At 60.8% G+C, this 19,703-nt stretch carries 19 protein-coding genes; 7 read left to right on the forward strand and 12 right to left on the reverse strand.

Annotation, left to right across the window (positions count from 1 at the left end):
* The first annotated feature begins 63 nt into the window (after positions 1–63).
* A complete protein-coding gene (locus ACSQ2Z_RS17375; protein WP_436082340.1) occupies positions 64–747 on the forward strand; it encodes a ribonuclease HII in 684 nt (227 codons plus the stop codon).
* A 187-nt stretch (positions 748–934) separates the two neighbouring features.
* Positions 935–1,246 (forward strand): hypothetical protein, encoded by a 312-nt coding sequence (locus ACSQ2Z_RS17380; RefSeq protein ID WP_436082341.1) that lies wholly within the window; start codon positions 935–937, stop codon positions 1,244–1,246.
* A 1,134-nt stretch (positions 1,247–2,380) separates the two neighbouring features.
* Here ACSQ2Z_RS17380 and ACSQ2Z_RS17385 read toward each other — a convergent pair.
* From ACSQ2Z_RS17385 to ACSQ2Z_RS17440, 12 genes are all read right to left on the reverse strand, one after another.
* A complete protein-coding gene (locus tag ACSQ2Z_RS17385) occupies positions 2,381–2,872 on the reverse strand; it encodes a F0F1 ATP synthase subunit B (RefSeq protein ID WP_436082342.1) in 492 nt (163 codons plus the stop codon).
* 10 nt (positions 2,873–2,882) lie between these two features.
* Positions 2,883–3,491, reverse strand: a complete 609-nt coding sequence (locus tag ACSQ2Z_RS17390) for a F0F1 ATP synthase subunit B (protein ID WP_436082343.1) — start codon at positions 3,489–3,491, stop codon at positions 2,883–2,885.
* Positions 3,492–3,562: 71 nt separating this feature from the next.
* The gene (locus tag ACSQ2Z_RS17395) at positions 3,563–3,790 is read right to left on the reverse strand and encodes a F0F1 ATP synthase subunit C (RefSeq protein ID WP_018330055.1); all 228 of its coding nucleotides are present in this window, start codon (positions 3,788–3,790) and stop codon (positions 3,563–3,565) included.
* An 82-nt stretch (positions 3,791–3,872) separates the two neighbouring features.
* Positions 3,873–4,634, reverse strand: coding sequence for a F0F1 ATP synthase subunit A (locus ACSQ2Z_RS17400; protein ID WP_436082344.1), 762 nt, complete (start codon positions 4,632–4,634; stop codon positions 3,873–3,875).
* A 62-nt stretch (positions 4,635–4,696) separates the two neighbouring features.
* Positions 4,697–5,062 carry an AtpZ/AtpI family protein gene (locus tag ACSQ2Z_RS17405; protein ID WP_436083116.1) on the reverse strand — a complete coding sequence of 122 codons (366 nt, stop codon included), beginning with the start codon at positions 5,060–5,062 and terminating at the stop codon, positions 4,697–4,699.
* A gap of 293 nt (positions 5,063–5,355) precedes the next feature.
* Complete coding sequence (locus ACSQ2Z_RS17410) at positions 5,356–6,516, reverse strand: cell wall hydrolase (protein ID WP_436082345.1); 1,161 nt, start codon at positions 6,514–6,516, stop codon at positions 5,356–5,358.
* A gap of 263 nt (positions 6,517–6,779) precedes the next feature.
* On the reverse strand, positions 6,780–8,681 hold the full coding sequence (locus tag ACSQ2Z_RS17415) for a potassium transporter Kup (protein ID WP_436082346.1): 1,902 nt from the start codon (positions 8,679–8,681) through the stop codon (positions 6,780–6,782).
* A gap of 17 nt (positions 8,682–8,698) precedes the next feature.
* Entirely contained in the window at positions 8,699–9,676 is a 978-nt protein-coding gene (locus ACSQ2Z_RS17420; RefSeq protein WP_436082347.1) for a magnesium transporter CorA family protein, read from the reverse strand.
* 505 nt (positions 9,677–10,181) lie between these two features.
* Positions 10,182–11,354, reverse strand: coding sequence for an iron-sulfur cluster carrier protein ApbC (gene apbC / locus ACSQ2Z_RS17425; protein WP_436082348.1), 1,173 nt, complete (start codon positions 11,352–11,354; stop codon positions 10,182–10,184).
* Positions 11,355–11,838: 484 nt separating this feature from the next.
* The gene (locus ACSQ2Z_RS17430) at positions 11,839–12,594 is read right to left on the reverse strand and encodes a LuxR family transcriptional regulator (RefSeq protein WP_436082349.1); all 756 of its coding nucleotides are present in this window, start codon (positions 12,592–12,594) and stop codon (positions 11,839–11,841) included.
* Positions 12,595–12,709: 115 nt separating this feature from the next.
* A complete protein-coding gene (locus tag ACSQ2Z_RS17435; RefSeq protein WP_436082350.1) occupies positions 12,710–13,450 on the reverse strand; it encodes a helix-turn-helix transcriptional regulator in 741 nt (246 codons plus the stop codon).
* Between the two features lie 213 nt (positions 13,451–13,663).
* A complete protein-coding gene (locus ACSQ2Z_RS17440) occupies positions 13,664–14,464 on the reverse strand; it encodes an IclR family transcriptional regulator (protein WP_436083117.1) in 801 nt (266 codons plus the stop codon).
* 164 nt (positions 14,465–14,628) lie between these two features.
* Here ACSQ2Z_RS17440 and ACSQ2Z_RS17445 point away from each other — a divergent pair, with 164 nt between their 5' ends.
* From ACSQ2Z_RS17445 to ACSQ2Z_RS17465, 5 genes are all read left to right on the forward strand, one after another.
* Complete coding sequence (locus ACSQ2Z_RS17445) at positions 14,629–15,399, forward strand: SDR family NAD(P)-dependent oxidoreductase (protein ID WP_436082351.1); 771 nt, start codon at positions 14,629–14,631, stop codon at positions 15,397–15,399.
* Entirely contained in the window at positions 15,399–16,316 is a 918-nt protein-coding gene (locus ACSQ2Z_RS17450; protein WP_436082352.1) for a 2-dehydro-3-deoxygalactonokinase, read from the forward strand. Before ACSQ2Z_RS17445 ends, ACSQ2Z_RS17450 begins: the two co-directional genes overlap by 1 nt.
* Before the next feature lie 13 nt (positions 16,317–16,329).
* Complete coding sequence (locus ACSQ2Z_RS17455; protein ID WP_436082353.1) at positions 16,330–16,962, forward strand: 2-dehydro-3-deoxy-6-phosphogalactonate aldolase; 633 nt, start codon at positions 16,330–16,332, stop codon at positions 16,960–16,962.
* A 2-nt stretch (positions 16,963–16,964) separates the two neighbouring features.
* Positions 16,965–17,849 carry an SMP-30/gluconolactonase/LRE family protein gene (locus ACSQ2Z_RS17460; protein WP_436082354.1) on the forward strand — a complete coding sequence of 295 codons (885 nt, stop codon included), beginning with the start codon at positions 16,965–16,967 and terminating at the stop codon, positions 17,847–17,849.
* 92 nt (positions 17,850–17,941) lie between these two features.
* Entirely contained in the window at positions 17,942–19,669 is a 1,728-nt protein-coding gene (locus ACSQ2Z_RS17465; RefSeq protein WP_436082355.1) for an IlvD/Edd family dehydratase, read from the forward strand.
* Positions 19,670–19,703: the final 34 nt, after the last annotated feature.

Raw genomic sequence — 19,703 nt, forward strand, 5'->3', positions numbered from 1 at the left:
CGGCAGCCCGCCTCATTGCCGGAGGGCTTGCAGGGAATCGGGCTTGTGTGCGAGTTTCGCCGCATGTCACGAAGCACACCGCCCGATTCCCCCTTGCTTTTCGAAACCATCGAAGGACCCGACTTCAGCTTCGAGGCCAGCGCCCGGCGAGATGGTCTCTGGCCGGTGGCCGGAACGGACGAGGCCGGGCGCGGACCGCTTGCAGGCCCGGTGGTTGCGGCTGCGGTGATCCTCGATCCGGACAACATTCCGGAGGGGCTGAACGACAGCAAACAGCTCTCGGTGTCCCGGCGCGAGGAACTGTTCGACATCATCCTTTCCTCGGCCGTCGTGTCGATCGCCTCCTCGGCAGCGGGCCGAATCGACGAAACGGATATCCGCAAAGCCAGCCTCGATGCCATGCGCCGTGCGGTTCTCGGGCTGTCGACGCGCCCGGCCCTGGTGCTCGCCGATGGCCTTGACGTGCCGCCGGGGCTTCCCTGCCGGGGCAAGGCCGTCGTCAAGGGCGACGCGCGATCGCTGTCGATCGCCGCTGCCTCGATCGTTGCCAAGGTGGCGCGCGACAGGATGATGATCAGGGCCGACCTCGTATTCCCCGCCTATGGCTTTGCCATGCATGTCGGCTATGCCACCGCCCGCCACCGCAAGGCCATCGATCACCACGGCCCCTGCCCTCTCCATCGCATGAGCTTCCGTCCGCTGCGGCAGAATGGGGAAGAGGCGCCAGACGACGACTTTGCCTTCTGACCGCAACTTTTACCGGGCGGGACTACAAAGTCACCCGCGCATCGCGGATTTTAGACACCACTCATAAATACCTGCGGAAAACCCCGATATCTTCTCTGCCACACGTTTCCGCTGTAACAAACCGGCGGTCTGCTGCGTTATAGACTCCGTGCTTCTGGCTCGCGAATCACTCGAAAGGATCGGGATCTTGATCTTTGGCCTGATGATGTTGGCAATCACCGCTGCGACGGATGCGTCGGCAGCCCCCTCGCCGACCGCGGATGCCCTCCAAGCCGACCTGCAGACAGCCTATGCCTGCAAGGAAATCGATGGCCGCAAGGTCTGGAAGGGCGGGCTGGCCTATTACATCCAGTCCTATGTCTACGACGGTCAATCGACGGATGACGCAACCGACGTTGCCACGGACGCAGTCCTGCCGGCTGACAACGCGCCGGAAACGATGCGGGAGTTCGAGGAAGCCTGCCTCACGCTTGCGCCAACGGCAATCAACGGCAACTAAACGCCTTCCCGCTTTCGCCGTGCGGAACCGTGTGATGGGCGGGAAACCCCCGCGTCCATAACAATCATCATTCCCGCTGTATCATCCACGACCGCCTCCAACGGAACTTTGCCCCAGGAACAATACGGATCGTCGACGTCTCGCATTTCTAAATGCGCTCGTCAGCTAACCCATTTTTCGCTATGGATGATCAAGACATGCAGCGGCAATATCACCGTCAATAGCGTGAACGCCCTTTTGGACTATCGTTGAAGTATCCTTTTCAAGAGATTGCCGATTGCCAAGAGTGCGAGCAGGACCGGCAACACCCCGTAGATGAATCCGATTAGGACGTGTGTAGGCTCGTACTCTCCCGAAAAGAGAGGCGGCAAGCGGTAGTCAGTAAAATCGTATGTAATGAAGCAGGGCGTCTCCCCTGTTGCCAAAACACCCCATGCGAGAGATCTGTTCGTGTAGAAAAACAACACGAGTACAGCGAGGATCGCCATGCCCCACACCGCGTCCTTTGCAAGCCGCTCTCGCGTTGCGGAACGAAAGACCTTGCCGGATAGGACTAGAATAGAAAGCATGAGGAGGGGAGCGCTGAACATTGCTCCAACATAGAAGCTGTCAGTATCCCCATCCGTGCAGGTTTCGGAGTATCCTAGAGTTTGAAGGAGATACCCGATTGCTGACGACGCAAACGCTATCTCGCTCGCAAAAGCTTTGAGTCGTGCGGTGAAGGCTGGCAGGTTTTGATCCGCTTCATATCAAGGAAAACCGTACACACACTTCGTCCGCTGCAACGCGCGAAGGCGCTGCCGCGGCCCAAAAGTTTACTATGATTCTCAATACTTAGCAGCGCATTTCAAGGACACCAAGGATTTCTGCAGTCGGGCGGCGAATTATGCACAGGCCGCGGCGTTTGCGTGCGCAATAAGGACAGGACTGTGCAATTTGAAGCTCCCACGAGGTCTCCTGGCCTCGTTCGCTTTGAGTGCGTCAAGACCCGCCGAGTTGCTGCCATTTCCGGGGCCTGCGAGCCGGTTGAAGTCGGACAGTCTGCCGTGGTCGTCTTTGGCTCTTGCAGGCGCCACGCACAACAAAAAAGGCCGGCGCGAGCCGGCCTTCTTCCATTCCTTGTAAAACAACCGCTCAGTTGAGGCGGGTTTTCACGTCGTTGACAGCCTTGGCGAACAGGGTCGCCTGCGTTGCGGCGTCCGACTTCTCGGTGATGACGCTTTCAGCGGCGGCAATCGCGATGTCGACAGCGATCGCGCGGACCGAGTTGATGGCGTCGGTTTCGGCCTGCTTGATCTTCTGTTCCGACAGAGCCGTGCGGCGGGCAACGAACTCCTCGGTCTTCTGCTTGGCTTCGGCGGTCAGCATTTCGGCTTCGCGTTCGGCGGCTGCGACGATGTGGGCTGCTTCCGCTTCGGCTTCCTTGCGCTTGCCCTGGTATTCGGCCAGCAGCGACTGGGCTTCGGCGCGCAGGCGCTTGGCTTCGTCGAGTTCATGGGTGATGCGGGCGGCGCGGTCGTCGAGCGACTTGGCCAGCATGCCCGGAACCTTGAGATAGACGATCAGCGCGAGGAAAAGCACGAGGCCGACGAAGGCCCAGAATGTGGCCAGTGAGGTCATATCCATGGTGCTCTCCTTACTTCGCCGATGCCTTGACCGCGGATGCGATCTCGGCCTTCGATACCTTGCCGCCGATCAGCTGCTCGACGACGGCGCTTGCCGTTTCCTCGGCGATCGAGCCGACGTCGGCCAGCGCCTTCGCCTTGATATCGGCGATGCGGGCTTCAGCGGCGGAAATCTTGTCGTTCAGGCTGGTTTCGACCGCGGTGCGGTCGGCCGCAGCCTTTGTCTTGGCGGCTTCGCGGGCGGTCGCGGCAATTGCGTTGCCCTTGGCCTTGGCTGTTGTCAGTTCCTGCTCGTAAGCGGCAACTGCAGCGTCTGCCTCGGCCTTCGAGCGAGCGGCGTCATCGAGATCGCGGGCGATCGTGTCGTGGCGCGTTTCGAGAATGCTGCCGATGCGCGGCATGACGACCCTCGACATCAGAAGGTAGAAAAGACCGAAGCTGATCGCCAGCCACAGGAGCTGCGAAGCGAATGTCGAAGAATCGAAGGGCGGGAACACTCCCGAGCCATGTTCGCCTTCATGGGCTACACCGGTCTCGGTGTGGACCTCGCCGGCGGCGGCGTCGTGGGTCTCTGCGCCTTCGGTGGTGGTTGACTGGGCGTAGGCCGCGGTCACAAACATGCTCACCTCCAGGTGCATTCAGAAAAGATGCGGGCCGCGGCTTAAACCGCGACCCTGCCTTCAAGCCGATCTTAGACGGCGAAAAGGAGCAGCAGGGCTACGAGCAGCGAGAAGATGCCCAGAGCTTCCGTAACGGCGAAGCCGAATACGAGGCGGCCGAACTGGCTGTCAGCAGCCGACGGGTTGCGCAGAGCGCCGGACAGGTAGCTGCCGAAGATGTTGCCGAGGCCGAGAGCCGTGCCGGCCATGCCGAGGCAAGCGAGGCCTGCACCGATGAACTTTGCTGCTTCCGCTTCCATGATTTTCTCCTTCGAAATGGTTGTTGCGGCTGACGTTGGCGGCTTCACCGGTCAAGACCGGAAAAGCCCACGACTTTATTCCTTAGTGGCCACCCGGATGCACTGCGTCGTTGAGGTACATGCACGTCAGCACCGCAAAGACATAGGCCTGGAGGAAGGCGACGAGGAATTCGAGACCCGTGAGGGCCACGGTCATGATTAGCGGCAGAACCGCCCCTCCGATACCCAGTGCGCCGAGCGTTCCGAGCGAGGCGACGAAGCCCGCGAACACTTTCAGCGTGATGTGACCGGCCAGCATGTTCGCAAAGAGACGAACGGAAAGGCTGATCGGGCGGGACAGGAAGGAGATGATTTCGATGGAAATCACGAGCGGCAAAAGAATGCCGGGTACGCCAGCGGGCACGAACACGTTGAGGAAGCCAAGGCCGTGCTTATAGAAACCGTAAACCAGAACCGTGCCAATGACGAAGATCGCAAGCGCAAAGGTCACGATGATCTGGCTGGTAATGGTGAAAAAGTAGGGAACCATGCCGAGCATGTTTGCCGTCAGGATGAACATGAACAGCGAGAACACCATCGGGAAGAATTTCATGCCGTGGGAGCCGGCGCCTTCGCGCAGCATGGAGGCGATGAATTCATAGGAAAGCTCGGAGACGGACTGCAAGCGGCCGGGAACCAGGCTGCGCGTCGACGTCGTGAAATAGAGGAAGCCAGCGGCAACGGCGAGGGTTGCGACCATGAAGAGCGACGAATTGGTGAAGGAGAAATCAATACCGCCAATTTCGATCGGAACGATCTTGTTGACCACAAACTGGTGTACCGGATCTACCTTGTCGCCTGCCACAGCCGCTCTCTCTCGTTCTGGACCGCCAATGTGGCGGACATCCCTGTCTTTGCAACAGCCGCTTACGCGCCGTCACCCTCGTTATCGCCGCCCCTGCCCGGCCGATCCGCGGGATGGGGCGCTGCCACCATGCCCGCCGAACGCAGGACGTTCAGCACACCGGCACAAAAACCAAGGAGGAGGAGTACGATCATCCCCCACGGCCCTGTACCCGCAAAATGATCCAAAAGATAGCCCAGAAGCGCACCGACGATGATGGCTGCCACAAATTCGCTCGAAAGCTTCACTGCGACCTGATAGCCCCTGCGGTTCTCCGCCGCCCGCGCCTCGTCCGCAGCATACTTCGGATCTTCCTTGCGCTTTTCCGACAGTTCCGAACCGAGGCGTTTCAGCCGTTCTTCCAGACCTTCTTTCCGGTGGTCCGTCATGTGGCACCCTCCTTTTTGTTTCCTCTCGCGGCGATAAACCGTGAGCTTGGTCACACAAAGGCCGGATTTGAAGCCACGTTTCGGCCCGTTTGAAGTCGGCCGCAACATAGTTTTAGGTGCCGCTATAGTCAAGGCACCAAAGGCCCTTGTTAGGGCACAATATTATCACATAAAAACAATATCTTATACAATTTCCAGGGAGCTGGCGCGGAAATCGTGGGGAATCGCGACGCACTTCCCGAGAACCGTAAATGGCCGGCGTTTGGCCGGCCATAGCCAATCCCCGAACGATTTCAGCTCCATCCGCCGCCATAGGTGCGGTAGAAGACGTGCTTACCGATCTTGGCGACCCGTTTCATCGTCGGCCCCCAGTCCGGCTTTACATAGGTCGCGTGGTAATGCGTGGCGGAGCCGACTTCCGGCAGCCAGATCTTGCCGGCCGTAACCGCAAGGGCGATCTCCCTGGCCGTCTGCCAGTGCGAGCGCGACCAGACGATATCGGGAATGCGGTCGCAGGCGAACGAGAACTGGCAGCGGTTGTACCAGCCCTTGTTCTGGTAGACGACCGCGCAGATCGTATCTGGATAGGCGGGATTGCGGACACGGTTAAGAATGACCTGTGCCACCGCCGCCTGGCCCTTGACCGATTCGCCGCGGGATTCGAAATAGATGCCAGAGGTCAGGCATTTCTGCTCGGCTTCGGAAAACACCCATGCCGGCAGCGGGTTTGCCGCCCAGGCGTGGTCTTGCGGCGATATTTCGGGAATGAAGCGGCCGCCGGTCCTGTCGTCACGCAGGATGGAATCGAACGGCGAATGGCGGGCATAATCCGGCTCGGCCGGTGCATAGGCGGTCGCAAGCACGTCTGCCGAATTGTTGGTCACCAGGCTTGCCAGCATCGGCGAAATGGCGGAGTCCCGCTTCGGCGCCTGCTTCTTGTAGAAGACCGTGGCAATCTCGATTTCCTTGCCCTTGATCCTGGGCTTGGAAAACACCATGCGCGCCTCGATGTCGAACAGCGGGGGCGTCAGCGAACTGGTGCGCTGCAGGATCGAGCCTGCGGTAAAATCCTTCGGCGGCGTCATCGGCGCCACGGCGACGATACGGCCTTTCTTGTCCTTGCGGTTTACGCGCTCCTCGTCTGTGCGCGGATCGGCCTGTTTTTCGGCCGCCGTCAGCGATACCTTTGCGCCGTCCGGCATGACGACCCCTGCCCCGTCTGCAACCGCGCCGGTGGTGACCGGGTCGTTGAACACCATCTCCACTTCGTGCAGCGAACCTGCCGGCGAGCGGGTCATGTACATGCGCCAGCGTTCGCCGCCGCGATTGATGCCGGAGAGGAAGGTTGCGAGATCCGAATGGGCCGAGACCGAAGGGAAGCCGGCGAAAAGACCGATGCCGAGGATCAAGGGGGCGGTCCAGCGCGCGGGCGTCAAACGGAACTTCATACTCATACGCACCAACCCTGCTCCACGCACCGGCAGACACGGGTCTTCATCCGGCAAAACGGCTCCGGAACGCATTTCCCCGCGAATGTGAATCGGACAAGCGGCAAGCCGGCACTCGTCCGCGCCTTTGCCGCTTCAACATGGTTCGACAATGAAGCATTAACCTTGATGCTTGGTTAATGACGGCCGCCGGGAATTTGGGGAATGGAACGCAAAACGCCTCCCGCGGCGCTCTGGCAGCAGGAGGCGTTCGCGTCGACGCAGCCGTGTCAGATGATAACGTGCGAACCCAGTTCCACCACACGGTTGGTCGGCAGGCGGAAATAATCGGAGGGATCGATTGCGGCGTTGGCAAGCGCGATGAACAGCTTGTCCTGCCAATAAGGCATCCCGGACTGCGCATCCGGCACCAGCTTGCGCCGCCCGAGATAGAACGAGGTCGACATGATGTCGAACTTCAGGCCGGTCTTGCGGAACAGGCCGAGCGCCTGCGAGACGTTTTGAGTTTCCATAAAACCGAAATGCATTTCCAGGAGGCTGAAGCGCTCGGAAATGCTGCTCGCCGAGACGCGCTGGTCCTTCGGCACAATCGGAATGCTCGCCGTGCGGATCGTCAGGATGAAGTTCTGCGCATGGAGGACGTGGTTGTGCTTGATGTTGTGCAGGAGCGCCGCCGGAGTCGATTCCGGGTCGCTGGTCAGGAAGACGGCAGTGCCGGGCACGGAGACCGGCGCGTGCTCGCTCTTACGCTCGATCGATTTCACGAAGGATATAAGCGGAATGTCGGTATGGCGCGTCTTGTCATGCAGGAGTTTGGTGCCCCGCTTCCAGGTCCACATCAGAACGATGAAGGTGACAGCAATCAATATCGGCACATAACCGCCGTCATGAATTTTCAGAAGATTAGCACCAAGGAATACCAGTTCCAGCAAAAGGAGCGGCAGAAGGACCAGGCAGGCTGCATAGAGCGGCCAGCGCCAGTGCAGACGAACGAATTCGAAGGCGAGCATCGTCGTCACGACCATCGCGCCGGTGACGGAGACACCATAGGCGGTGGCGAGCGATTCCGACGAGCCGAACATGAAGACCAGCGTCATCACGCCGAACAGAAGCAGCGTATTGACGTTGGGGAGATAAATCTGGCCAGTCTGGGTCTCGGAGGTATGGAAGATCGCCATGCGCGGCAGGAAGCCGAGATGGATCGCCTGGCGCGTCAGCGAGAAGGCGCCGGTAATGACCGCCTGGCTGGCGATGATCGTGGCTGCCGTCGCAAGAATGACCACCGGCAGCAGTGCCCATTCCGGAAACATCAGGAAGAACGGATCGGACATGGTTGCCGGATTCTTCAGCACAAGCGCGCCCTGCCCGAGATAGTTGAGCGCCAGCGCCGGAAAGACCAGACAAATCCAGGCCCACTGGATCGGCTTGCGGCCGAAATGGCCGAGGTCCGCATAAAGCGCCTCGGCGCCCGTCACCGTCAGGAATACCGCGCCGAGGACGACGATGCCGACAAAGCCGGCGTGAAACAGGAAGTAGACGGCGTAGTAGGGATTGAAGGCAGACAGAATGCCGAAATCGTCACGGATGTGATCGATCCCGGCAGCGGCTATGACCAGGAACCAAACGACGGTAATGGGCCCAAAGAAGTTCGATACTGCTGCCGTGCCTTTCGACTGGACCGCGAAAAGCACCACAAGGATGACCACGGAAATCGGCACCACATATTCGGTCAGCGCCGGCGTAACCAATTTCAGGCCTTCCACAGCCGACAGCACCGATAGAGCCGGCGTGATCATTGCGTCGCCGATGAAGAGAGCAGCGCCCGCAATGCCCATGAAAAAAAGACGGGAGGCGTGGCCGTTGGCTGTTTTCATCAACAGAGCAAGCAGCGACAGCGTACCGCCTTCACCCTGGTTGTCGGCGCGCAGCAGGAACAGCACATATTTGAACGTGACGATGATCGTCAGCGTCCAGATCATCAGCGAGATCAGGCCGATCACCTCGAAGCGGGTGACGCCGTCGGCCGCCACCGGGCGCAGCGCTTCACGGAAGGCATAGAGCGGGCTTGTGCCAATATCGCCGTAGACAACGCCGACCGAACCAAGTGCGAGCAACAGAAATTTGCGCAATTCGTTTTCGCGGCTTGCAGGTTGAGCTACCGAGTGGGACATGTGAATTCCTCAGGCTCCTAGAGCCAGCCTTTCCAGCGAAAGAAGTAGTAAGGGACGATTGCGGAAATCACCATGGCAACGACCGCCATGGGATAACCTAAGGTCCATTTCAGTTCAGGCATGACATCGAAATTCATGCCGTACAGCGAGGCAACCAGGGTCGGTGGCAGAAATACAACGGCCGCGATCGAAAAAATCTTGATGATGGCGTTCTGCTCGACGTTGATCAGCCCGAGAGAAGCGTCGAGCAGAAAGGTGATGTTTCCCGAGATGAATGAGGCGTGCTCCGACAGGGACTGGATATCGCGCGAAATCGCGCGGCAGAGTTCCGTTGCCTCCCTGTTTTCCTGGATGGACGGAACCGTATAGAGAAACGTCAGAACGCGAGAGAGCGAGGCCAAGCTGTCACGCGTCTTTGCCACCAACCGGTGATGCGAGGCGACGTCCATCAACCTGGCTTCCAGATAATGGGGCGGGCGGCGTTGTCCGACTGGACGATCGCCAAAAACCTGCAGTGACAAGGCATCGATTTTCGCAACCGCGGTCTCGAGGATCTCCGCCGTGCGATCGGTGATGGTCTCAAAGAGGCGCGTCGCCAGGATCGTCCCGGTTGCACAGCCGCCGGGAATCCGGTGCATCGCAGCCGTGAACAGGTCGAACGCCCTCGGCTCCTCGTAACGGACCGTGATCAGCATCCCCCGCGCCAGGACGAAGGCGACATCCGTCAATTCCGGACGACTGCTGTCGGCCTTGCAGACGAGTGACGCCGTCATGAACACAGCATCCTTTGCCGTGTAGAGGCGGCTGGAAGGTTCGATGTCCTTCATGTCTTCGCGTGTCGGCACTTCGATGCCGAGGAAACTTTCGACCAGAAAATCCTCCGCCTTGTCCGGACGCAGCATGTCGATCCAGACGATATCGGACGGCAGGGCAGCAGGCGGCTTCACCGCGCTCACCACAACGGCTTCGCCATTGTCACGATAGACAGTGATCATTCCGCCGCCCTTGCAAGCGCGCCATCGCAGCCGCCGCAATCGACCGACACACTGACGTGCGCACGGGAGGAAATCAGGTCCTGACTGTAGCGAACCGGACAAACCCGGCGGTATGACATCAAAGCTGCGCGCGGCAGATCCATATGGAAACTCTCGTCGTTTACGACAAAACCTCAAACAGTCATCATTGTCATGCGGATCCCGACGGAGGGCAGCGCCGCTGGTACATCCTTGCGGACGCGGGGAGGCATATGGAACAAGGCACATTCAAAATCAATGGAGAAAGTGGCAAAGCGCCACATTGTCGCCCAAAGACTTAACGACGCTAACCGATCGATTGCCATTTGTCACCGCGGATGCGGTGCATTTCCGAAATGCAATGGATGCATAGCGAGGTGCGGTTACAGCGCCGCGGGTCACATTATGACGCGCAAAGGACGCTGTAACATTTAAGTCTGCTGGATAATTTTATCCTTAAATCCCGATTTAAGGAATTATGCCGTAGCTACTCGAAGACGATGCTGGGCATGGCGCGCGACGTGTCGGCCTTCTGCGCCAAGATCTGATCCCAGACTTTTCGGGCGATGTCGCGGTAGACCCCGGTAATTTCGCTGTCCGGCTCGGAGGCCACCACCGGCGTGCCGGCGTCGGAGGTTTCGCGGATGCCGATCGTCAGCGGCACTTCGCCGAGGAACGGCACGCCGATGCGCTCGGCCTCCTTGCGGGCGCCGCCATGTCCGAAGATGTCGTAGCGCCTGCCGGTATCGGGGGCGATGAAATAGCTCATGTTCTCGACGATGCCGAATACCGGCACCTCGACCTTGCGGAACATCGCGAGCCCCTTGCGGGCATCGACCAGCGCCAGGTCCTGCGGTGTCGAGACGATGACGGCGCCGGCGAGCGGCACCTGCTGGGCCATGGTCAGCTGTGCGTCGCCGGTGCCTGGCGGCATATCGACAACGAGCACGTCGAGATCGCCCCAAGCCACTTCGCGCAGCATTTGCAGCAGTGCCGACTGGATCATCGGGCCGCGCCAGATCATTGCGACCTCCTCGTCGACGAGGAAGCCCATCGACATGACCTTCAGGCCGTAGTTTTCCATCGGCCGGATCATCCGGCCCTCGATCTGCTGCGGGCGGCCGGAAATCTTCAGAAGGCGCGGCATGGACGGGCCGTAGATATCGGCATCGAGAATGCCGACGCGCAGACCGTTGGCTTTCAGCGCCAGGGCCAGGTTGACCGAAGTCGTCGATTTGCCGACGCCGCCCTTGCCTGATGCGACAGCGATGATCGCGCCGACGCCCGGAATGCCGGCCTTGGCCGGGCGCTGTCCGGAAGGTGCCGGATGCGCATGCTCCGCATGGGAATGTCCAGCATGCGCCGGCGCTGCGGCGGGCCTCTGCACCGGCGCGGAGGAGGGCGTAGCCTTCCTGTCGGCGGTCAGCGCCACCATGGCGCCTTTGACGCCGGGGATCTCCTTGACCACGCGCTCGGCGGCGGCGCGCAGGGGATCGAGTTCGCGCGCGCGTTCAGCCGGTACGGTGATCGAGAAATAGACTTTGGCGTCGGAGATAAAGACGTCGGAGACGAGCCCCAAGTCGACGATATTGCCCTCCATATCCGGCCCCAGCACACCCTTCAATTTCTCAAGGACCTGTTCCTTGGTGACGTCTGCCATCTCATTCACTCCTGCCGCCGGCGCGGCTGGGTCTGCCTGCCGCCTGTATTCAACCGTGATGCGTGACATTTAGATAGTCGAGCGGGAGTGTTTCGCCAATGCGGTCACCGAGAAAAACAGGCTGCAAAGAAAAAGCCGCTTCCGGCCGTGTGGTGTCCGTACATCCGGGATCACCTCAGGCTGAAAGCGGCCTTGTTTGTCGCGACCTTCATGGGCGCAGTTTTATTATTGCAGTCCCCTCTGGACCTGCTTCTTGGAAAGCAGGAACCGTGCCAGTTGAGAAAATCCCTGAAATGCAACGGTTCGCGACATGGATTGCTGCAAAGCACCATCCGAGCCGCATAGTTATTGTGCAAATGCGTTGCGTTCCTGCCGGATTGCCGAATTTTAGGACAAGTGCATCTGCGGTTGCAGATATCGTCCAACCGTTTCGCCCGGACAAACGCACATGCGCGTCTCGGCGCCGGAAATCCACCACATGAGATCAGCTGATATAGCCCTTCTTCATCGCCTTGACGACGGCCTGGGTGCGGTTGACGGCGTCGAGCTTCTTGCTGACATGGTTGAGATAGTGATTAACGGTGTGCTCGGACAATCCGAGAATTCCGGCGATCTCCGAACTGGTCTTGCCCGCCGCCGTCCAGTTGAGGCATTGGATCTCTCGCTCCGACAGGGCGACGCTGGGGTCTTTCCAGAACGAGCCGATCTCCGTCAGACGGTTATAGACATGGATGGCGATCATCTGCAGTTCCATCATCGCCGTCATTGGCAGATCGACGCGTTTTCCCATCCAGATGACAGTGGCGCGGCTGCCGTCAGCGTCGTGAACCGGGAAATAGTTGGCCTGGAAGATCCCATGCTCCCGCAGCATCGCGATGTATTCGTTTGTCTGCGCTGGCCTGCCGCTCTCCTTCTCCCAATCCTCGACCGTCAATTGAAACGGCGTCGTGGTTTCGCGCAACCGGCGGATGCCGGTTGAGTGCTTGAGGACGGAGATGCTGTCGTACTTGCTCATCAAGTCTGCCGGCATATTCGACAGGATCGAGGCGCTGGCCAGTTTCTCCGCGTCGAAAGAGGGCACCATGCAAACGAGGAACGTCTTGAAGCCGAAAGCCTGGGTCGTTCTCTTCATATAGCGGATCGCGTCGAACTGCGTTTCCAGCGCAGCGATCTCGGATGCGAAATCGCCGCCCCGCGGCGGCTCTTTTTCCACCGGCTCCGCCATCACGTTGTCACGCATTCACAGTCTCCGCCGCACCGTCGGGCGCATTGCGTGTCGACCAGTCGTCCGCTGTGCCTGTCGTGCACTCCACCCACGATGCCGGTTTTCCTGCTCGTATCCATATTGCATTTTCTCAGTTGATCAGTCCGGCGCGGATCGCCTTCGCCACGGTCTGCACACGATTGACGGAATCAAGCTTGCGGGTTGCACGGCTCAGATAGTGATTGACGGTATATTCGGAGAGATCCAGAATTTTTGCCATTTCCGTGGTGGTCTTGCCTGCCGCTGCCCAGTGCAGGCATTCGATCTCGCGGCGCGACAAGCCTCCGGGTGCCCGGTTGCGGATTTCCCGTATCTCGCTGAGGCGGCTGAACAGATAGGCGGCGGCGAAGGTCAGTTCTTTCAATTCGCCAGCGCCGACCACCTCGCGGTCGCCGCCGAAACCAACGGCGCCGCAGGTTCCGTGCACATCGTGAACCGGGATGTAGACCCCCCGCCGGAGCTGGGCGCGTTCGAACAGGCCTTGCACGGCATTGCCCTTGCCGTCCGGCCGCTGGCGAGACTCCAATTCCGTATCATAGGTAAATGGAATGGTGCTGCGGCGCAGCTGCTTGATCACCGGGCTGCCGGCCATCAGGCTGGCGGCATCGTAGCTGGCCAGGAAATCCTTCGGCCAATTGGTCATGACCACCGATTCCGACAGCCTGCTGGAGCTCCTGGCCGGAACGATCATGACCACAAATCCATGAAATCCGTAAGCGTCCGTGACCTGCTGCAGCGCCTGGCGGACATCTGCTTCCCGCTTCATTGTTCCGCCGATCCGCGAATCGGCGGAGAGCGCGACGGATGAGAGATGCCCCCTGAAATCGACCATTTTCACTCTTCCAGACTCGCGGCCTATCGGCTCGACGTTCGTAAGAAACCATTCCGCTGCCGCTGCGTTCGTTTACCGGGCGATCCCGGCGAAGCCATTTCGAAGCGGCAATCGAACGTCAGCAAGCACCGAATCTGATTTGTTGAAGCTACAACTCCGCTTTCCCTGCGTCCAGCCGATTTGCCTAATTTAACCGAACAGGGATGATCGAGACTACCGCCCCGGTCCCAGACGAACCTCCACATCTTCACGAATGGCCATCGCCGCCTGGCGGACAAGTTGGGCCCATATCTCAAGTTGTTCCATCGTTACCCGGTAAGCCGGTCCCGTCACGGAAATACCGCCGACGAGATCGAAACCGGCATCGTGGATAGGGGCGGCAACACAGCGAATTTCCGTTTCATGTTCTTCGCGATCAAAGGCATAACCGCGCAGTCGCGCCTCGTCCAGATCACGTTTCAAGGAAGCAACGGAAAGGTGTGTATTGGCGGTAAACCGATGAAATGTCAGCTTGTTCAGCGTCTCGGCGAGGCGGTCTTGCGGCAGCACGGAGAGCGCCGCCTTGCCAAGCCCGGTGCAATAAACGGGTGATGCATTGCCGATCTGCGATTCCATCCGAACCGTCTGCCGGCTCTCGACCTTGTCCACGTAGATGATTTCCGTGCCGCGCAGGACGCCCAGATGAACCGTCTCGCCAGTTTCCTCGTGCAGCTTGCGCAAATGCGGCGCCGCGACCGCCCGGAACTGGTTTTTCGACCAGGACCGGTAGGCGAATTTCAACAGCCGCAGGCCCGGCTCGTAGCAGAGGTCGCGGCCCTGGATGAGAAGTCCCTCCTCGACCAGATGCGAGAGCTGGCGATGCAGCGTGCCGCGCGGCTGGTCACACAAGGCGAGGATTTCGCTAAACCGAAGCGGCCGGTCCGAACTAACCACGACCTCAAGCACGGACAGAGCCTTGCCCAGCGTGCCGGTGCCGCTATTCTCAGTCCCTGGAGGAGAGCCTTCGCGATCCATGATTTCCGTTTCGTTCACCGGTCGCCGCCGGCGCGATCTTGACAAGCGATCAACGACGGCGCGATAATTCCAAATAATAGGAGTATGTTCCATATAATGGAACGACATGGATGCAAATGCAAGCCGGTTTTCGGGATGCGGCGCATCAGGGAGAGCAATACACAATGGCCTTGCCAGCCGCACAGTTTCCCGACCTCAAGGGTCGCGGCGTCCTGATCACCGGCGGCGGCTCGGGCATCGGCGCCGCCCTCGTCGAGGGCTTTTCCCGGCAAGGTGCACGGGTCGCCTTCGTCGACATCGCCGAAGCGGAAAGCCGGGCGCTGGTGGAGCAGCTCGCACCGGTTGTCGCGCACGCTCCGGTTTTTGTTCGGGCCGATCTTCGAGACGCGCAGGGTATCACCTCCATTGTCGATCAGGCCGCTGAAACGGTCGGCTCACTCAGCGTTCTCGTCAACAACGCCGCGCGTGATGACCGGCAGCCGCTGGAGGATGTCACGGAAGCAAGCTGGAATGAAAGCCTGGCCGTCAACCTGCGGCACGTCTTCTTCATGAGCCAGGCAGCAGTGCCGCATATGCGCCGGGCGGGCGGCGGTTCGATCATCAATTTCTCGTCGATCGCCTTCATGCTCAACATGGGCGAGATTCCTGCCTATGCGACGGCCAAGGCCGGCATCATTGGCCTGACCAAATCGCTTGCCGGCAAGCTCGGGCCGGAGGAAATCCGCGTCAATGCCCTCCTGCCGGGCATGGTCGTGACCGAACGGCAGAAGAAGCTCTGGCTGGACGAGGCCGCAATTTCCGGCATGCTGGAAAAACAATGCCTGAAGCACACGCTCGTCGCGGAGGATATGGTGGGGCCTTGCCTTTACCTCGCCTCCGATTGCTCGGCGCGGATGACGGCACAGACGATGATCATTGACGGGGGCGTATTTTAATGACGGCAGCTTGCTATGCGGCGGTGGACTGGGGGACATCGAGCTTCCGCCTGTGGGTCGTCAGCGAGAGCGGCGAAGTCTTGGCCGAGCGCCGCAGCGGCGAAGGCATGACGACGGCGGCAAAGACCGGCTTCTCGCCGATCCTCGAAACACATCTCGCCGCCGTTTCGGCACCGCCGCACCTGCCCGTAGTGATCTGCGGCATGGCCGGGGCACGTCAGGGCTGGGTCGAAGCGGGCTATCTCGATACCCCGGCACCCTTGACCGGCATCGTCAAGGCGGCGGTCACCGTGACTGACGCCAATCGCGATATCCGCATCCTGCCGGGGCTTGCCCAACGCAGCGAGGCCGCACCCGACGTGATGCGCGGCGAGGAAACGCAACTGCTCGGCGCCATATCGCGGCTCGGAAGCGGCAGCCATCTCGTCTGCATGCCCGGAACGCACAGCAAATGGGTGCGCGTCACCGGCGGCATCGTCGACGGGTTCTCGACCTTCATGACCGGCGAACTGTTCGACGTGATCTCCAAAAATTCGATCCTCAGTCACGCGGTTGCCGATGGCGGCTCTTTTGAAGCCGATGATCCCGTGTTTCTGGGTGCTGTCACAACAGCCGCGAAAAGCCCGGCGCTCGCCACCAACCTGGTGTTTACCGTGCGCAGCGGCCAGTTGCTGCACGGTCTGAGCGCCAGGGCCGCCAAGGCGCGGCTCTCCGGCACATTGATCGGCCTTGAAATTGCCGGCGCGCTCTCGACCGCCAGACCCGGCAGCAGTGTCTGTCTTGTCGCCTCCGGGGCGCTTGCGGGGCTTTATCACTCCGCCCTGTCGGCCCTCGACCTCAAACCCGTCATCATCGATGCCGATGAAGCCGTTCGCCATGGCCTTGCCGCTGCGGCCAACGCCATCTGGCCTGCCTGAAGAAAGAGACGTCATGCACCGCATCCCCTTCCCGCAGATGAAATATCCGTTGATCGCCATCCTGCGCGGGGTGAAGCCGGAGGAAACGCAGCGCGTCGTCGGCGCCCTGATCGAGGCAGGCTTCACCGCTATCGAGATCCCGCTCAATTCGCCCGATCCGTTCCGGTCGATCGAGACCGCCGTGAAGATGGCGCCGGCCGGCTGCCTGATCGGCGCGGGCACGGTGTTGACCACCGAGCAGGTCGAACGGCTGGACGGCGTCGGCGGCAGGCTGATGGTAAGCCCGAATGTCGAAACGGACGTGATCGCGCTGGCCGCCGCCCGCGGCATGGTCACCATGCCCGGCGTCTTCACCCCCACCGAAGCGCTGGCGGCCGCCCATGCCGGCGCGACGGGGCTCAAGTTCTTTCCCGCCAGCGTGCTCGGTCCGTCCGGCATTTCGGCGATCCGCGCCGTGCTGCCGCCGGAACTGGAAATCGCCGCCGTGGGCGGTGTTTCGGAGGCCAATTTCGCCGACTACGCCAAGATCGGCGTCAAAAGTTTCGGCCTCGGCTCCAGCCTGTACAAGGCCGGCATGGATGCCACTGAGGTCACCAAGCGTGCACAGGCGACGATCAAGGCCTATGATGCCGTCTACGGAGCGTGACCATGACCGAGACCATCGCCTTTTCCGGCAAAATCCTGTGCGAAGCCACGCTTGAACTCGGCGAAGGACCGACCTTCGATCCGGCCACCGGCACCGCCTGGTGGTTCAACATCAAGGGCAAGGAGCTGCACGCGCTGCATCTCGAAAGCGGCCGCAAAACGGTTCATCCGCTTCCCTTCATGGGCAGCGTGATGGCCATCATCGACCCTGAGCAGCAGCTCATCGCGTCGGATCAAGGGCTGTTCATTCGCAACACGCAAACGGGGGCTTTCAAGGCATACGCGACCCTTGAAGACAACCCGGAAAACCGTTCCAACGACGGGCGCATGCATCCGTCGGGAAGTCTCTGGATCGGCACCATGGGCAGGCGCGCGGAAAAAGGCGCCGGCGCGATCTATCATGTCGCCAAGGGAACCGTGACGAAGCTCTACAGCAATATCAGCATCCCGAACGGTATCTGTTTCTCTCCGGACGGCTCGACAGGATATTTCGTTGATTCGGCGGTCAATTACATCATGAAGGTGGCTCTCGACCCCGAAACCGGGCTGCCGACCGGTGATGCCGCCGTACTCAGCGACCAGAGCGGCAACCCCGGCGATGTCGATGGTTCCGTCTGCGATGCCGACGGCCTGATCTGGAATGCCCGCTGGGGCCAGGGGGCCGTTGATGTGTACACGCCGGATGGCATGCGGGTGGCCCGCTACGCCGTGCCGGCGACGCAATCGAGCTGCCCGGCTTTCATCGGCGCTAAGGCCGACCGGCTGCTGGTGACATCCGCGTGGCAGGACATGGACGCGAAGGCGCGCGCAGCCGACCCGAATGCAGGCAAGACCTTCGAACTCGGCGCCCTCGTGAAGGGCCGTTTCGAGCCCATCTACCGGCCCTGAAACCGCCACATGGAACCGGTTTACAGGTATTGCCGCAAAAAGTAATACAATTGACTTCAGGCGCGGATTGCCTGACCCAAGGGAGTGCTCCGATGAGCGACAACAAGAAAAAAGAACTGAGAAGTCGGCACTGGTACGGCGGGACCGACAAGGATGGTTTCATTCACCGTTCGTGGATGAAGAACCAGGGTTTTCCGGATCACGTCTTCGACGGGCGGCCAATCATCGGCATCTGTAACACCTGGTCGGAGCTGACGCCCTGCAACAGCCACCTGCGCATCCTCGCCGAAGGCGTGAAGCGCGGCGTCTGGGAAGCGGGCGGCTTTCCCGTCGAATTTCCGGTTTCCTCGCTCGGCGAGACGCAGATGCGGCCGACGGCGATGCTGTTCCGCAACCTGCTTGCCATGGATGTCGAGGAGGCGATCCGCGCCTATGGCATCGACGGCGTCGTGCTGCTCGGCGGCTGCGACAAGACCACGCCCGGCCAGCTGATGGGTGCGGCCTCGGTCGACCTGCCGACCATCGTTGTTTCCTCCGGTCCGATGCTGAACGGCAAGTGGAAAGGCAAGGATATCGGCTCGGGCACCGACGTCTGGAAATTCTCCGAGGACGTGCGCGGTGGCAAGATGAGCGTGCAGGAATTCATGGCGGCCGAAAGCGGCATGTCGCGCTCGCCCGGCGTCTGCATGACCATGGGAACCGCGACCACGATGGCCTCCGTCGTCGAGGCGATGGGCCTTTCGCTGCCGACCAACGCGGCGCTTCCCGCGGTCGACGCCCGCCGCATGGCGCTTTCGCACATGACCGGCAAGCGCATCGTGCAGATGGTGCATGAGGACCTGCGCCTGTCGATGGTGCTGACCAAGAAGAACTTTGAAAACGGCATCATCGCCAACGCCGCCGTCGGTGGCTCGACCAATGCGGTCGTACATCTGCTCGCCATCGCCGGCCGCGCCGGTGTCGACCTGACGCTCGATGACTTCGACCGCGTCGGCGGCCAGATCCCCTGCATCGTCAACTGTATGCCGTCGGGCAAGTACCTCATCGAGGATCTTGCCTATGCCGGCGGCCTGCCCGCTGTCATGAACCGGATCCAGGACATGATGCACGCCGATGCACCGACCGTCATGGGCGCGCCGATCTCCGAATACTGGAAGGACGCCGAAGTCTACAACGACGACGTCATCCGTCCCCTCGACAACCCGCTGCGTGAACGCGCCGGCATCCGTGTGCTGAAGGGCAACCTTGCGCCGAACGGCGCCGTTATCAAGCCGTCTGCCGCGAGCGAGCATCTGCTTGCGCACGAGGGCCCGGCCTATGTGTTCGAGACCATCGAGGATCTGAAGGCGAAGATCGACGACCCGGACCTGCCGGTGACCGAGGACACGATCCTGGTGCTCAAGGGCTGCGGCCCGAAGGGGTATCCGGGCATGGCCGAAGTCGGCAACATGCCGATCCCGCGGCGTCTCGTGGAAAAGGGCGTGCGCGATATGGTGCGTATCTCCGACGCCCGCATGTCCGGCACCGCCTTCGGCACCGTGGTCCTGCATGTAAGCCCGGAGGCCAATGCAGGCGGGCCGCTCGCCATCGTCAAGACCGGCGACCGCATCCGCCTCGACGCGATGAAGGGCGAACTCAACCTTCTGATCGGCGAAGAGGAGTTCGCCTCGCGCATGGCCGCCTGGAAGGTGCCCGAACAGAAATGGACACGCGGCTACTACAAGCTCTATCACGACACCGTTCTGCAGGCCGACAAGGGAGCTGACCTCGACTTCCTGGTCGGCGCAAGCGGCAGCGAAGTCTTCCGCGAAAGCCACTGACCGGGTCAGATGAACGAAATGAAGAGCCGGGTTC

The organism is Pararhizobium sp. LjRoot235, from assembly GCF_964254145.1.
Taxonomy (GTDB): domain Bacteria; phylum Pseudomonadota; class Alphaproteobacteria; order Rhizobiales; family Rhizobiaceae; genus Pararhizobium.